We start from the raw sequence: 13,823 nt of genomic DNA, 5'->3' as shown, positions 1-13,823 counted from the left end.
CTGATGGCCCACAGCCCACTAAGCAATGCGTTGTTAGTATTGACAAAGCCACAAAAGCCGTAAACGGCCACACAATGCATTTTTGCGAGGAGAGTTGTAGTAGTGATGTTTCCAACCGGTTCCCACAAGGTAGCCGCGACAACTGTCGCACTGGCCGCCGCCTCTATCTCACTCACCGCCTGCGGCTCCGATGAGGAGACCGCTGACGTAGCCTCCTCCACCTCGACGGTTACCTCCGCGACGACGACGCAGAGCACCGAGCCTTCCGGCACGACGGAGGCCACGGAGTCGAGCGCCGCTGAGTCGTCTGCCGCTCAGTCGGCGGCGAACGCCCCTGGTGCCAACCCCCGGGCCCCGGCGGCCGCCGGCGGCGCGGCGCTGTCCAACCCGTTCCAAGACCCGAACTTCACGCCGCCGACCCAGCAGCCGCTGCAGGGTGGCAGCCAGGCCTCCGACGCTGACAAGCAGGAGATGGAGCAGACAATGCACGCGGCGCTCAACCCGCCGAGCCCGGAAAAGTGGACCCGCGTACTGATGGAAAATTCCTGCCGCAAGGTGACGGAGCCGGTGCAGGAGGAGATGAACCGCTCGGGCTACACCCTGGACCAGATTGAGCAGGCGGCGCGCCTGCAGGCCCAGGCCGGCCAGGCGGTTACGGTGCCGCAGAGCACGGTGTCGCTTACCGACGCCAAGGTTGACGGCAACCGGGCGTCGGCCACCGCGACGGTGACCAACCAGAACGGCAGTGAAGAGCAGACCCTGATCTTCGAGCGCGAAGACGGGCGCTGGAAGCTCTGCAACTAATGAAGTTTTCCACCGGGGCCGGCGCCGCGGCGGCCCTCCTCATGCTCGCTCTGGGCCTGGGTTCCGTCGCCGGGGCCGTGTGGGGTCTTACCCGGCCGGGTTACGCGGGGACGTTGAGCGAAGGCTCCTACGTTGTCGACGAGGTCGCGAGCCCACCCAGCGTCGAGTTCGCCTCGCTCGGCGGGTTCGTTCTGGTCAGCGCTGTGCTGGGGCTGATCATCGCGATCTTCGCTTTCGCGCGCGGCCTCGTCGGGTTGCGCGCTCTATTGTGGGTGATTGTGTGCGCGGCCGCCGCGGCCTTCGCGGTGCATACCTTCGGCAGCTGGTCCGCGGCCTTTACCCACCCCTCGCCCCATGACGCCACGCTTGCCAACGGCGATGGGTTCAGCGTCGTGCCCCCGCTAAACCCCGGCATGGGCTGGCTCGCTGGGCCGTTCGTCGCGGCGTTGATGTTCTACCTGCTCACGGCCGCCTCTGAGCTGCAGGCCGCCCAGCGCGACGTGCCGGCCGTTAGCCCTCAGCCCGCCCCGGCCAATTAACCGCCGACGCGCCCTTGACCTGGGTGCTGATCTGATCCACCGCCCCGAGGATGGAGACGAACGACGAGATCAGATAGTTGTGCCGCTGTGCGGGGGACAAGCCTTGGGAGACGAGGCAGGTTGTTTCCACGTGTAGGTGCAGGTCTCCGTCGAGGTCGAGCAGGTAGGCGCGCAGGCCCGCGGTTTGCTCGTTGAGGTCGTTGCAGATCAGCCACATGGCGAGGAACCCGTCCTCGCTGCGCTGGCCAGTGTCCCACATCGCGGTGACCCGGGCGTACTCGCCGGCATCGATGCAGACCGCGAACGCGATGGAGTTAACACCGGTGGTGATGAGGTCCTCGGCGGGGAAGTCGTAGGTGAAGTCGAGCATGTCCAACGTGTCCGTAAACGAATCCAAGTCAACGAGCTCAACAAACTCGTCGTCGACGTTGTCGTAAACGTCGGGCACGTCGTGGATGTCCGAAAACTGTCGGTGTTCGCCGCGCGGCAGATGGCGCTCGGAGGGGTGGCGGCCCAACAAAGCGTCGGCGTCTTGGGCGCGCGCCAGCGCCGGCGGCAGCGGCTGGTCGAACTCGATAGGCAAGAAGCGTTGGCGCAGCTGGGTGGAAAAGGCCGCGGCGTGCTCGAAGGCGTCGGCAAGCTCGGCCATGAGCTGCTCGTCCGTGAGCCCGCAGCGCGTGCGCACCCCAGCGCGCAGGCTGACGGCGAGGTCGCCGGAATCCATCAGCCGGTACGAGGCGGTCGGCCCGACTCTGTCGCGGTTCCATTCGTTGATGAAGTCGGCCAGCTCCGCGGAGCGCTCGAATTCGGTGGGCACGCGCTCGGCGAAGTCGGCGACCAGCATCAGCGGCTTGTCGTAGGAGATCCACACCGTGCTCACGAACGCGTACGCAGGCACGACGGCGCGGTCCGGGCGGTCGGGGTGGTACATCGGGCTCAGCCCGAGGCCGTCGAGGGCAGCGACGATGCGCTCGAGCGTGACCTCGGATGAGGAGGCGGACTCGTCGGGGTAGGGTGGCTGCGCGCTGTGCTTTCCCACGGCCACCTCCCTGTGGTGCTTGAAACCGGTACTCGTCGTCGTTGTTGCGCCTGCCGGTGGCGCTCACGGCGTATAGGCGAGCTTAAGCGACTCGTAGCGGCGGTGAGTGAATCGGCCTTGTGGCGGGGTGTCTGGGTTTCTGTGGTTTTTGGTTGGTGGGCTCCGGTTCGGTGGGATGTCACGGTGAAGGGTGTGCCGGGGTTTAAAACCGCAGGACTGCGATCTGCTTAGGGGCTTAACCGTGACATCTCACGGCGTCAGATGTCACGGTGAAGCTCGCAGCGGCCGCAAAACCCCAGGTCGGCAATCCGCCCAGGGGTCTGACCGTGACATCCCACAGCGCCAGATGTCACGGTGAAGGGTCCTTCGGGGTGTAAAACTGCAGGTCGGTGATCCGCTTACGGGCTTGACTGTGACATTTCACGGTGTCAGATGTCACGGTGAACCGGGCAGCGGTGGCAAAATCCCAGGTCAAAAATCTGCCTACGGGCTTGACCGTGACGTTCCACGGTGTCAGATGTCACGGTGAACGGGTCGCTGGGTGCAAAACCCCAGGTCGGGTTTGTTGGTGGGGGCTTGACCGTGACATCTCACGGCGTCAGATGTCACGGTGAAGCTCGCAGCGGCCGCAAAACCCCAGGTCGGCAATCCGCCCAGGGGTCTGACCGTGACATCCCACAGCGCCAGATGTCACGGTGAAGCTCGCAGCGGCCGCAAAACCCCAGGTCGGCAATCCGCCCAGGGGTCTGACCGTGACATCCCACACCGCCAGATGTCACGGTCAAGCCGAAGCGCGCCGTAAAACCCCAGGTCGGCAATCCGCCCAGGCGCCCGACCGTGACATCCCACCGACCGAGATGTCACGGTCAACCGACAGCGCGCCGCAAAACCCCAGGTCGCTATCCCCGCCAGCTGCCCGACCGTGATACTCCACACCGCCAGATGTCACGGTCAAGCCGAAGCGCGCCGTAAAACCCCAGTTCGGCAACCCGCCCAGGCGCCCGACCGTGACATCCCACCGACCGAGATGTCACGGTCAACCGACAGCGCGCCGCAAAACCCCAGGTCGCTATCCCCGCCAGCTGCCCGACCGTGACATCCCACAAAACCAAACAACAAGACCCCAAGCAAGCCAACGCGGCGTCGCGAAGCGGGCAAAGAACCGGCGGTGTCGGACAGGGGAATACAATGAGGGGCCGAGAAGCCGATTTTTCCCTGCTGCGAGGAGCCGACGATGTTGCACGTGACTGACCTGCGAGGGCGCACCCCCTCCACCTCCGAGCTGCGCCGCGCCCTGCCTCGCGGAGGCGTCGACGTCACCGCAGTACTGCCCACAGTTGCGCCCATCGTCGAAGACATCAAAAAGCGGGGCGCAACAGCGGCGCTGGAGTACGGCGAGAAGTTCGACCGGATCCGCCCCGAGTCGGTGCGGGTGCCCGCTGAGCGTATCGACGCCGCCCTGGCCAACCTCGACCCCGCGGTGCGCGAGGCGCTCGAGGTGGCGATTGGCCGGATTCGGACAGTCCACGCTGCGCAGAAGCCGTCGACAAGCACGATCGAGCTGGCCCCGGGGGCGACGGTGACGGAGAAGTTCATCCCGATTGCGCGGGTGGGGCTCTACGTGCCCGGCGGCAAGGCCGTCTACCCGTCGAGCGTGCTCATGAACGTCATTCCGGCCCAGGAGGCGGGCGCGACGGCGATGGTGGTGTGTACCCCGCCGCAGGAGGAGTTCGGCGGCTGGCCGCACCCGACCACCCTGGCCGCCTGCTCGCTGCTCGGCGTGACCGAGGTGTGGGCCGTCGGCGGGGCCCAGGCGATCGCACTTCTGGCCTACGGCGACGACGAGTTCGGCCTCGAGCCGGTCGACATGGTCACCGGCCCCGGCAACGTCTTCGTCGCCGCGGCAAAGCGCCTGGTCAACGGCGTCGTCGGCATCGATTCCGAGGCCGGTCCGAGCGAGATTGCGGTGCTTGCCGACGACACCGCCAACGCCACCTTCGTCGCCTACGACCTCATCTCCCAGGCCGAGCACGACGAAAACGCCGCGAGCGTGCTCATCACCCCGTCCGAGGAGCTCGCCAACGCCGTGCGCGCGGAGGTCGAGCGTCTCGCCGGACAAACCCTCAATGCGCAGCGGGCCGCCTCGGCGCTCGGCGGCAAGCAGTCGGGCATCGTGCTTGTCGATGACCTCGAAACCGCCATCGCCGTCACCGACGCCTATGCCTCCGAGCACACCGAAGTCCACACCGAAAACCCCCGCGCGGTGGCGGAGCGGCTGACCAACGCCGGGGCGATCTTCGTCGGACCCTACTCGCCGGTGCCACTTGGTGACTACGCCGCGGGCTCGAACCACGTGCTGCCGACCTCGGGCACGGCGCGTTTCGCGGCGGGCTTGTCCACGCACACCTTCCTCAAACCGGTCAACCTCATCGAATACGACGAGGCGGCGCTCAAGGAGATCGGCTCCCACATCGTCGTCCTCGCCGCCGACGAGCAGCTTCCCGCCCACGGCGAGGCCATCAAGGCCCGCGGAATCTAAGGAGAAACTCACAAGTGGACTTCCTCGACAACACCATCGCTGCGGACACGGCCATCGACGCGCTTCCCCTGCGCGGGGAGCTGCGCGGCAAACAGGCCTACGGCGCACCCCAGCTCGACGTCGCCGTAGCGCTGAACACCAATGAAAACCCCTACCCGCCATCGCAGGAGCTTATCGATGACCTCGTGGCCGAAATCACCAAGTTCGGCCCCACGCTGAACCGCTACCCGGAGCGCGACGCCGTCGAGCTGCGCACCGACCTCGCGGCCTACGTCACCCGCCAAACGGGCGTGACCGTCACCCGCGACAACCTGTGGGCGGCCAACGGCTCCAACGAGGTGCTCCAGCAGTTGCTGCAAGCCTTCGGCGGGCCGGGGCGCACAGCGATGGGCTTTACCCCGAGCTACTCCATGCACCCCATCCTGTCCAGCGGGACCCAAACCGAGTTCATCGGGGTGGAGCGCGGCCCGGACTTCCGCATCGACATGGACACGGCGCTTCAAGCCATCGCCGAGCACCAGCCGGACATCGTGTTCGTGACCACCCCGAACAACCCCACCGGAGATGTCACCTCGCTCGCCGCCATCGAGCGCATCATCGACGCCGCGCCGGGCATCGTCATCGTCGACGAGGCCTACGCCGAGTTTTCCCCCTCGCCATCGGCGGTCAGCTTGGTGGAGCGCTACCCGACGAAGCTGGTGGTCAGCCGCACCATGTCCAAGGCGTTCGACTTCGCGGGCGCGCGCCTGGGCTACTTCGTGGCGGCCCCGGCATTTATCGAGGCGGTCATGCTCGTGCGCCTGCCCTACCACCTGTCCGTGCTCACCCAGGCTGCGGCGCGGGTGGCGCTGCGCCATGGTGCGGAGACACTGGCGGGCGTCGATAAGCTTGCGCGCGAGCGTGAGCGGGTGCAGGCGGCACTTTTGGAGATGGGGTATTCCGTCGTGCCCAGCGAGTCGAACTTCCTGTTCTTCGGGAATTTCGATGACGCGCATGAGGCGTGGGAAAAGTTCCTCGGCTACGGTGTTCTCATCCGCGACGTCGGTGTCGCAGGCCACCTGCGGGTGACCATCGGATTGGATGAGGAAAACAACCAGTTTCTCGCGGCAGCGAAGGAGATCATCAATGAGTCAGCGGCTCGGTAGCGCCTCTCGGACCACCAGCGAGTCCAACATCACGGTCGAGATCAACCTGGACGGGTCGGGCAAGACGGATATTTCCACCGGCCTGCCGTTCTTCGACCACATGCTCACCGCGTTCGGCACGCACGGCGCCTTCGACCTCGCGGTAAAAGCTGAGGGCGATACCCACATTGATGCGCACCACACCGTCGAAGACACCGCGATCACGCTCGGCTGGGCGCTTGCCGACGCCGTCGGCGACAAGCAGGGCATCCGCCGCTTCGGCTCCGCCCTGCTGCCCATGGACGAGACCCTGGTGGAATCCGTCGTCGACTTCTCCGGCCGGCCCTACTTCGTGATGAACGGCGAGCCCGGCCACCTGCAGTGGCAGATCATCGGCGGGCACTACGCCACGGTGATCAACCGCCACTTCTTTGAAACGCTCGCGTACAACGCGCGCGTGACGCTGCACGTTAACGTGCGTTACGGGCGCGACCCGCACCACATCACCGAGGCCGAGTACAAGGCCGTTGCCCGCGCGCTACGCCAAGCCACCGAGCGCGATGGCCGCATCACCGGTGTGCCGTCGACGAAGGGAGCGCTCTAGACATGCCGCAGGAGTTCAGCGTGGCCAGCGGAATGTGGGTGCTGATCAGCTTCCTTATCGCCGGGTTGCTTCTCGGCGGGGTGTGGTCGGCCTATCAGAGCGGGTCGAAGGTGGCCACGGTCGTGCTCGCCATCGCCGCCGCGGTGGCGCTGTGTGTCGCTGTACTGTCCATGCTGGGCGCAGTGGGGTAGACGATGATCCGAGCGCGCTGGTCTCAGGTGCTCACCACCGAGGAAGTCAACGCGATCACCTCGCCGTGGAAGGCACGTGGGCTGGTTCCGACCCTGATCGCCGTTGCCGCGGCCTTCGGCGCGTGGTCGCTGCTGCTGCCGGTCGTGCCTACCGCCGTGCTGGATGCCGGCGGGTCGGAAACACTCGCCGGCGGCTCAACAGGCGCGTTTATGGCCGCGACCGTGATCACCCAGATCTTTGTACCGAAACTGCTGCGCCGCTTCGGCTACCGCGCGGTCATCGCCGTGGCCTCGCTACTGCTCGGCCTGCCCGCCCTCGGCTACGCGCTCGGGATGGATCCGGTCATCGTGATCACGGTGAGCGTGATCCGCGGCATCGGCTTTGGCGCGCTGTCGGTCGCCGAAGCCGCGATTATCACCGAGCTCGTGCCGCTTCGCCTGCTCGGGCGCACCGCGGGCATTTTCGGCCTGAGCGTGGGGTTTTCACAGATGGTCGCTCTGCCGTCTGGCCTGGCCTTGGCGGATCGGGTGGGCTACGAGCCGGTCTACGTCCTCGCCGCCGCCATCGGCCTGATCGGCCTGGTTGTGTGCGTGCGCATCCCGACCATCCCCGCGGCGGACCCCACCACAGCGGACTTGAGCTCCGTGCGGGTGCCGCTGTGGCGGCTTGTGGCGGTGCCCATGATCGCGCTGGCGCTGGTCACCACCGCCTACGGGGCGGCGACGAACTTCCTGCCAATCAGCGTGCGCGAACTCGACCCCACGGCCGGCGCCGCCTTCGGCGGTGTGCTGCTGGCGGTGATGAACTTCGCGGCGATGTTCTCGCGTTACTACGCTGGTGTGGTCCTTGATAGGCGCGGGGTGCCGGGCACGGTGCTCATTCCGTTCCAGGTCTCCGCCGCGGCAGGCATCTTTATCATCGCGGCCGTTATCTGGGCCGAGGCCAGCGTGTGGTGGCTGCTGCTCGCCGCGCTGTTGTACGGCGCGGGCTTCGGCGCCGTACAAAACGAATCGCTGACCATGCTGTTTTACCGGCTTCCCAAGTCGAAGGCCTCCGAGGCCTCCGCAATGTGGAACGTCGCCTTCGACAGCGGAACCGGCCTCGGCTCGACCGTCTACGGCATGATGCTCACGTCGATGACGATGGCGCCCATGTTTGGCGTTGCCGGCGTGGTCGTCGCGGTCGGCATCGCGGTGACCGTGGCGGACCTCGTGCTCGGGCGCAACCGCGTCGCGGAGGTCAACAACTTGGCCGTGAGGCTGAAGTCCGTGCGCGCGCCCGGGAGGGACCGCGGGTACAAGCGCCCGGGCCGCTAAACTAATTCGACATGACGCAACCGACATCGCCATCCGTCGTCCTGCTCGACTACGGAGCCGGAAACATCCGCTCCGCCCAGCGCGCGCTCGAGCACGTCGGGGCGAGCGTCACCGTCACCGACGACCCGAAGCTGGCCGTCGACGCCGATGGGCTCGTCGTCCCCGGCGTCGGCGCGTTCGCGTCGTGCATGGAGGGGCTGCGCGCTGTCAACGCCCCGCGCGTGATCGGCCAGCGCCTCGCGGGCTCTCGCCCCGTGCTCGGGATCTGCGTCGGTTTCCAGGTGCTTTTTGAGCGCGGCGTCGAGCACGGGGTGGACGCTTCGGGGATCGGGGAGTGGCCCGGGGTCGTCGATAAGCTGCAGGCGAAAGTGCTGCCGCACATGGGGTGGAACACCGTGGACATTGCGCCGGGTTCGGAGCTTTTCGCCGGGTTGGACCCGGAGACGCGGTTCTACTTCGTGCACTCCTACGGCGTACGGTCGTGGGAGATGCAGCCGGACGAGTTCATCGCCGCGCCAGCTGTGTCGTGGTCCGAGCACGGCGGGGACCGCTTCGTCGCCGCCGTGGAAAACGGGCCGCTGTGGGCGACCCAGTTCCATCCGGAGAAGTCCGGGGAGGCGGGCTTGGCGCTGCTGCGAAACTGGGTCCGCACCCTGCGTTAGACTTGGTCGCTATGAGTTTCACACTTCTCCCCGCCGTTGACGTCGTCAACGGCCAAGCGGTGCGCCTCGACCAGGGCGAGGCCGGAACCGAAAAGAGCTACGGCTCTCCTCTCGAGGCCGCCGAGCGGTGGCGCGACGAGGGAGCGCAGTGGCTGCATTTCGTGGACCTCGACGCCGCCTTCGGTCGCGGCTCCAACCACGAGCTGATGGCTGAGATCACCCGAAACCTCGGCATCGCCGTGGAGCTGACGGGGGGCATTCGTGACGACGCCTCCCTCGAACGCGCCCTCGCCACCGGTGCGAAGAGGGTCAACATCGGGACCGCAGCGCTGAACAACCCGCAGTGGACGGCAGACGTGATCAAGCGCCACGGCGACGCTATTGCCATCGACATCGCGGTACGCGAGGAAGACGGCCAGTGGCGCACCAAGGGCCACGGGTGGACTTCCGACGGCGGGGACCTGTGGGAGGTCGTCGAGTTTTTCGACGCCGCCGGGTGCGCGCGCTTCGTGGTCACCGACGTCAGCCGAGACGGCACGCTGACCGGGCCGAACGTGGATCTGCTGCGGGATGTGTCGGCGGCAACTGACGCTTTTGTTACGGCGAGTGGCGGGGTGTCGTCGATAAGCGATGTGCTCGAGATTGCGCAGTTCGCGCAGGAGGGGATCGACTCGGTCATCATCGGTAAGGCGCTCTACGAGCACAAATTCACCCTGCGCGAGGCGCTGGATGCGCTGGGACGCAGCGAGAGCTGATACCGCGGCGTTTTCTTATAAGGATTTTCGAGTAAAGTAGCGATATGGATAGCAACGAGCACTACCTCGAGATCGCGGAGTCGGTCGTGGACGAGGCGCGCGAGCTATTCATCTCCCACCTCGGCGCGGCGCCAGCGCTTTTCAAGGCGTCCGGGGACTTCGCGACGGAGGCGGATCTCGCGATTGAAAAGCTCATGCGGTCCCGGCTGACCCGGGAGACCGGGATCCCCGTCTACGGCGAGGAACAGGGCGGCGACCTCAACTCGTCGGCGTGCTGGGTGGTCGACCCCATCGACGGCACCTCGAACTACTCATCCGGCAACCCGAACTGTTCGATTCTGGTCTCGCTGATTCTGAACGGGCAGCCGGTGGTTGCCGTGACCGATATTCCGCTGATGAACATGCGGCTGACCGGGGTGGATGGCTCGCCGGTGTACCTCAACGGCCAGGAGCTGCCGCCGATTGGCACGGACACGACTGCCGCGTCGCAGGTCGGGGTGGGCTCGGTGCGCTCGCCCGACTCCGAGCGCTTTCCAGCGGACGTGCGCCTGAACATGATCGCGACGCTGGCCGACACCGACTTGCGGCCACGTATCTCCGGGTCGGTGGGCGTGGACTTCGCGTTCGTTGCCCAGGGCATTTATCAGGCGGCGGTGAGTTTCTCGCCGCACCTGTGGGACAATTCCGCGGGCATTTTGCTGTCGCGCTGCGCGGGTGCTGTGGTGACCGGCCCGGACGGGGAGCCGTGGACGATGGACGCCGTCGGAGTGATCGCTGGCACGCGCAGGGCGCACAAGATTGCGCTGAGCACGATGCGATCCGTTTCCTCTAAGTGAAAGGGCAATGTCAAAGATGGGTGTCGCGATACGGGTTATTCCCTGCCTCGATGTGGATAACGGCCGCGTGGTCAAGGGGGTCAACTTTGAGAACCTGCGTGACGCGGGCGACCCCGTCGAGCTGGCCAAGCGCTACGGCGAGGAGGGCGCGGACGAGCTGACGTTCCTCGATGTCACCGCGTCGACAGCTGGCCGCGGGACCATGCTCGACGTCGTGCGGCGCACCGCGGAGCAGGTCTTCATCCCGCTCACCGTGGGTGGGGGAGTGCGCTCGGTTGACGACGTCCGGGAGCTGCTGCGCGCCGGCGCCGACAAGGTCAGCGTCAACACCGCGGCGATCGCCAACCCCGGCCTGATCCGCGAGCTTGCCGAGCGCTTCGGCGCCCAGTGCGTTGTGCTGTCCGTCGACGCGCGGCGCGTGCCGGAGGGTGAGACGCCCCAGCCCTCCGGTTTTGAAGTGACGACGCACGGTGGCACCCGCTCGGCGGGCATCGACGCGATCGAGTGGGCGCGCCGGGGCGAGGAGCTCGGAGCGGGTGAGATCCTGCTCAACTCGATGGACGGCGACGGCACCAAGGCGGGCTTTGACATCGGGCTCATTGAGAAGGTGCGTGCGGCGGTGACCGTTCCCGTGATCGCTTCCGGAGGTGCCGGCGAGGCGGCGCACTTCCCGCCCGCTGTTTCGGCTGGTGCTGACGCGGTGCTGGCGGCGTCGATTTTCCACTTTGGCGAGGTTTCCATTTCGTCGGTGAAGGATTCGTTGCGCGCTGCTGGGCGGGAGGTCCGGTGACGAACCCCGCCGAGTACACTCTCGACCCCGCGATTGCGGCGCGGCTAAAGCGCAACAGTGCAGGTCTTGTGCCCGCGATCGTTCAGGCTCACGGCACCGGGGAGGTGCTCATGATGGCCTGGATGGATGATCACGCGCTGGCCCACACCCTGGCTACGCGCCAGGGCACGTACTATTCGCGGTCGCGAGACGAATACTGGATCAAGGGTCTGACCTCGGGAAATACGCAGGAAGTAACCGGGGTGCGCCTCGACTGCGACGGGGACACCCTGCTTGTCACCGTCAAGCAGGTCGGCGGGGCGTGCCACACGGGGGACCGGACTTGTTTTGACGCCGACGCGTTGTTGTGAGGTGCGTTGTGGGTCTCGTTGAGGTCTAGCTGCTATACCTCAGCGGTTTTCGTGTCATATGCGTAACAGGTGACCTGGGCTTTTGTGTGGGGCGGTGCGCTGAGGTCTAGTAGCTATACTTCAGCGGTGTGGATGCCACACGCGTCACAGGTGTGCTGGTGTTTTGTGTGGAGCGGTGCGTTGAGGTCTAGTGGCCATACCCAAACGGTGTAGGTGCCACATGCGTAACAGGTGACCTGCGCATTTCCGCAGCGCCAGGTGCTGAGGTCTAGCTCCTATACCTCAGCAACAAAACCTAACCCGCCTTAAACGAGTACCGACCCGTCAAGCCGTTGTAAATAATTACGGAGTAGCTCTGCCCTGCGGCTTCCGCGCCATCCACCAAAGTCTTGAGCTCCTGCGCGTTGAAGTAGCGGCTCAGCCCCAGATACAGCAGCAGCAGAAGGAACATCCCCACTGCAAGAATTGCTCCGACCACTGCCCACGTCGATGGAGTGGACCTGTCTACCTCTGTCATTTGAATCAGAAACTCCCTTCCAACGGCCCCGCCACTCAACCGGCGGGCCTTACTCGCACGCTATCAAAGCGCGCTCAACCTCGTAATCCCAACAAACCCGCACACATCACCTCCCGGCCCCTGCTCTAGGATCAAGCACATGGCACAGCAAACAGCGGATAGGGGCGCCTCGCGCATTGGCGCAGCCGGCATCGGCGTGGGCGGGATCATCGTGGCGGCGTTTAGCCGCGCGCCGTGGATGCAGGTCAGCTACTTCGATGACCGCGTCGGCGGCGGGGTCCGCGCGCTGTCGGGGGCGCAGTGGTCCACCGAAGCCTCGGCGGTTGCGCTTCTTCTGCTGGCCGCTGCAGTCGCCGCGCTTGCTTTACGACGCCTCCCCCGGCGCATCATCGGCGCAATCGCGGCCGTCGCGGCCGTGGGCGCGGCACTATCTCCGCTGAACCTCCTTGTTTCCGGCGCGGACCCCGAGCGGGTGCGCGCCCTGCTTACCGCCGGCGCCGAGGAGGCGCAGGCGCGCGAGGGCACGATCTCTGCCATGGCGGAGATAACCTCCATCCAGGTCAACCCCGCCTACCTGGTGTTGACGCTGCTCGGTTTTCTGCTCGCCGTGGCGGGCGGGGCGGTGGTGGCGGCGCGCCCCGGTGTGGATTCCGCGAAGCTGAACAAGTACGAAACCGAGGCGGTGCGCCGGCAGAAGATCGGTTCCGATCTCGAGGAGAACCCGGATTCGGGCAGGGTGTTGTGGGATGCGTTGGACGCGGACATCGACCCGACGGATCCGGCCGGTGGTGTTGGGGAGGGCGTCGATAAGCGGCGCTAGCGTGCGCCCGATTTTTTGTCGGCGCGCTTGGGCGGTTACCCTTATGCGCAGCGGAAGGGAGACGGTTATGCATACGGCAAAAGTCGCGAACGGCGTTGTCGCCGCCGTGTTGCGTGACGTCGAAAAGCGTGAAGCCGTCGTCCCTTTTCAAGACATCAAGGCGCGCTCGCGGGAGATGGAGCCGACCCGTGATGTGCGTGCCGCGCTGTTGCGCCACGGTTGCGGGGTGATCGTCGAGATCAAGCGCAACTCGCCCGTCTTCGGCCCCACGGCCCCGTTCGCCCAGAGCGAAACCCCTGTCGAGGATGTGGCCCGCGCGATCGAGTCTGGTGGCGCTCACCTCATCGCTTGCCAGACGGAGCGGCTGCGTTTCGACGGCTCCCTGACGGACATGGCGAAAGCCCGCGATGCCGTGGAGCTTCCCATGGTGTGCCGCGATGTGATTGTCGACCCGTACCAAATCCACGAGGCGCGTTGTTTCGGTGCGGACATGATCCCCTTACAGGTAGGCATCCTCGACCAAAACCGGCTCGAGGCGCTGATAGACCGCGCTGAGTCCTTAGGCATGGTGGTGATGGCGGAAGTGCGCACCGGCGAGGAGGCCGACCGGGCGCTGGGCGCCGGTGCCACCGTCATCGCCGTCAACTCCTGGACTTTCGATACCAACTCCCTCAACCCCGCTGCTTTCGCTGAGATCGCACCGGGGTTGCCGTCTGCTGTGATCAAGATCAGCCTCGGCGGGGTGCGTACCGCGCGCGACCTCATCGACGCCGCCTCCTCCGGCGCCGACGCCGTCTTAGCCGCCGAGGCCGTGATGAGCTCGGAAGATGTCACGGCGGCCACGCGCCGACTCGCGGCGGCGGGCCAACACCCGGCCTGCCCTTCACGCAGCTAACCGCGTTTCCGTTTCCCCTTTGGCGGCCTCATCGGGCATAC

The 13,823-nt window shown here is 66.1% G+C and carries 16 protein-coding genes; 14 read left to right on the top strand and 2 right to left on the bottom strand.

Features of this window, described 5'->3' with window-relative positions:
- The first annotated feature begins 102 nt into the window (after nt 1-102).
- Nucleotides 103-804, top strand: coding sequence for a nuclear transport factor 2 family protein (locus RIU96_RS09980; protein WP_311204930.1), 702 nt, complete (start codon nt 103-105; stop codon nt 802-804).
- A complete protein-coding gene (locus RIU96_RS09975; RefSeq protein WP_311204929.1) occupies nt 804-1,343 on the top strand; it encodes a hypothetical protein in 540 nt (179 codons plus the stop codon). Before RIU96_RS09980 ends, RIU96_RS09975 begins: the two co-directional genes overlap by 1 nt.
- Here RIU96_RS09975 and RIU96_RS09970 read toward each other — a convergent pair.
- Nucleotides 1,315-2,382, bottom strand: a complete 1,068-nt coding sequence (locus RIU96_RS09970) for a YbjN domain-containing protein (protein WP_311204928.1) — start codon at nt 2,380-2,382, stop codon at nt 1,315-1,317. The two genes, RIU96_RS09975 and RIU96_RS09970, sit on opposite strands and share 29 nt — an antisense overlap.
- A gap of 1,234 nt (nt 2,383-3,616) precedes the next feature.
- On the opposite strand from RIU96_RS09970, the gene hisD reads away from it, so the two are divergent.
- The 10 genes from hisD to hisI are packed head-to-tail and all read left to right on the top strand — an operon-like array spanning nt 3,617 to nt 11,550.
- Nucleotides 3,617-4,921, top strand: coding sequence for a histidinol dehydrogenase (gene hisD / locus RIU96_RS09965; protein WP_311204927.1), 1,305 nt, complete (start codon nt 3,617-3,619; stop codon nt 4,919-4,921).
- Between the two features lie 35 nt (nt 4,922-4,956).
- On the top strand, nt 4,957-6,066 hold the full coding sequence (locus RIU96_RS09960; protein WP_396136767.1) for a histidinol-phosphate transaminase: 1,110 nt from the start codon (nt 4,957-4,959) through the stop codon (nt 6,064-6,066).
- Nucleotides 6,047-6,649, top strand: coding sequence for an imidazoleglycerol-phosphate dehydratase HisB (hisB, locus tag RIU96_RS09955; protein WP_311204925.1), 603 nt, complete (start codon nt 6,047-6,049; stop codon nt 6,647-6,649). The genes RIU96_RS09960 and hisB overlap by 20 nt, the downstream gene beginning before the upstream one ends.
- A gap of 2 nt (nt 6,650-6,651) precedes the next feature.
- Nucleotides 6,652-6,840 carry a CG2302 family histidine operon protein gene (locus RIU96_RS09950; protein WP_136651545.1) on the top strand — a complete coding sequence of 63 codons (189 nt, stop codon included), beginning with the start codon at nt 6,652-6,654 and terminating at the stop codon, nt 6,838-6,840.
- 3 nt (nt 6,841-6,843) lie between these two features.
- Nucleotides 6,844-8,157 (top strand): MFS transporter, encoded by a 1,314-nt coding sequence (locus tag RIU96_RS09945; protein WP_144689142.1) that lies wholly within the window; start codon nt 6,844-6,846, stop codon nt 8,155-8,157.
- An 11-nt stretch (nt 8,158-8,168) separates the two neighbouring features.
- Nucleotides 8,169-8,819, top strand: a complete 651-nt coding sequence (gene hisH, locus RIU96_RS09940) for an imidazole glycerol phosphate synthase subunit HisH (RefSeq protein ID WP_144318102.1) — start codon at nt 8,169-8,171, stop codon at nt 8,817-8,819.
- An 11-nt stretch (nt 8,820-8,830) separates the two neighbouring features.
- Nucleotides 8,831-9,574: a bifunctional 1-(5-phosphoribosyl)-5-((5-phosphoribosylamino)methylideneamino)imidazole-4-carboxamide isomerase/phosphoribosylanthranilate isomerase PriA gene (gene priA / locus RIU96_RS09935; RefSeq protein ID WP_144740583.1), complete on the top strand. Its 744-nt coding sequence runs from the start codon at nt 8,831-8,833 to the stop codon at nt 9,572-9,574.
- 44 nt (nt 9,575-9,618) lie between these two features.
- Entirely contained in the window at nt 9,619-10,410 is a 792-nt protein-coding gene (locus tag RIU96_RS09930; RefSeq protein WP_144318104.1) for an inositol monophosphatase family protein, read from the top strand.
- A 16-nt stretch (nt 10,411-10,426) separates the two neighbouring features.
- On the top strand, nt 10,427-11,200 hold the full coding sequence (hisF, locus tag RIU96_RS09925) for an imidazole glycerol phosphate synthase subunit HisF (protein WP_311205185.1): 774 nt from the start codon (nt 10,427-10,429) through the stop codon (nt 11,198-11,200).
- Nucleotides 11,197-11,550, top strand: coding sequence for a phosphoribosyl-AMP cyclohydrolase (hisI, locus tag RIU96_RS09920; RefSeq protein ID WP_136651550.1), 354 nt, complete (start codon nt 11,197-11,199; stop codon nt 11,548-11,550). Before hisF ends, hisI begins: the two co-directional genes overlap by 4 nt.
- 295 nt (nt 11,551-11,845) lie before the next feature.
- Here the strand turns inward: hisI and RIU96_RS09915 are convergent, their stop codons facing one another.
- The gene (locus tag RIU96_RS09915) at nt 11,846-12,067 is read right to left on the bottom strand and encodes a hypothetical protein (protein ID WP_144318105.1); all 222 of its coding nucleotides are present in this window, start codon (nt 12,065-12,067) and stop codon (nt 11,846-11,848) included.
- Nucleotides 12,068-12,206: 139 nt separating this feature from the next.
- Between RIU96_RS09915 and RIU96_RS09910 the strand changes: the two genes are divergently transcribed.
- Both RIU96_RS09910 and RIU96_RS09905 read left to right on the top strand, forming a co-directional pair.
- Nucleotides 12,207-12,887, top strand: coding sequence for a TIGR02234 family membrane protein (locus tag RIU96_RS09910; protein WP_144779071.1), 681 nt, complete (start codon nt 12,207-12,209; stop codon nt 12,885-12,887).
- Between the two features lie 67 nt (nt 12,888-12,954).
- On the top strand, nt 12,955-13,782 hold the full coding sequence (locus tag RIU96_RS09905; RefSeq protein ID WP_311204924.1) for an indole-3-glycerol phosphate synthase TrpC: 828 nt from the start codon (nt 12,955-12,957) through the stop codon (nt 13,780-13,782).
- Nucleotides 13,783-13,823 lie beyond the last annotated feature (41 nt).

Origin of the sequence: Corynebacterium sp. Z-1, assembly GCF_031844665.1 — a bacterium.
Classification (GTDB): Bacteria; Actinomycetota; Actinomycetes; order Mycobacteriales; family Mycobacteriaceae; genus Corynebacterium; species Corynebacterium sanguinis.
This window is presented reverse-complemented; position numbering and strand designations above follow the sequence as displayed.

Excerpts from the sequence above, each read along its gene's own strand:
- hisH (WP_144318102.1), top strand. The coding sequence starts at position 8,169 with ATGACGCAACCGACATCGCCATCCGTCGTCCTGCTCGACTACGGAGCC.
- RIU96_RS09905 (WP_311204924.1), top strand. The coding sequence starts at position 12,955 with ATGCATACGGCAAAAGTCGCGAACGGCGTTGTCGCCGCCGTGTTGCGT.
- priA (WP_144740583.1), top strand. The coding sequence starts at position 8,831 with ATGAGTTTCACACTTCTCCCCGCCGTTGACGTCGTCAACGGCCAAGCG.
- hisB (WP_311204925.1), top strand. The coding sequence starts at position 6,047 with ATGAGTCAGCGGCTCGGTAGCGCCTCTCGGACCACCAGCGAGTCCAAC.
- RIU96_RS09930 (WP_144318104.1), top strand. The coding sequence starts at position 9,619 with ATGGATAGCAACGAGCACTACCTCGAGATCGCGGAGTCGGTCGTGGAC.
- RIU96_RS09910 (WP_144779071.1), top strand. The coding sequence starts at position 12,207 with ATGGCACAGCAAACAGCGGATAGGGGCGCCTCGCGCATTGGCGCAGCC.
- RIU96_RS09945 (WP_144689142.1), top strand. The coding sequence starts at position 6,844 with ATGATCCGAGCGCGCTGGTCTCAGGTGCTCACCACCGAGGAAGTCAAC.
- hisF (WP_311205185.1), top strand. The coding sequence starts at position 10,427 with ATGGGTGTCGCGATACGGGTTATTCCCTGCCTCGATGTGGATAACGGC.
- RIU96_RS09975 (WP_311204929.1), top strand. The coding sequence starts at position 804 with ATGAAGTTTTCCACCGGGGCCGGCGCCGCGGCGGCCCTCCTCATGCTC.
- RIU96_RS09915 (WP_144318105.1), bottom strand. The coding sequence starts at position 12,067 with ATGACAGAGGTAGACAGGTCCACTCCATCGACGTGGGCAGTGGTCGGA.
- hisD (WP_311204927.1), top strand. The coding sequence starts at position 3,617 with ATGTTGCACGTGACTGACCTGCGAGGGCGCACCCCCTCCACCTCCGAG.
- RIU96_RS09950 (WP_136651545.1), top strand. The coding sequence starts at position 6,652 with ATGCCGCAGGAGTTCAGCGTGGCCAGCGGAATGTGGGTGCTGATCAGC.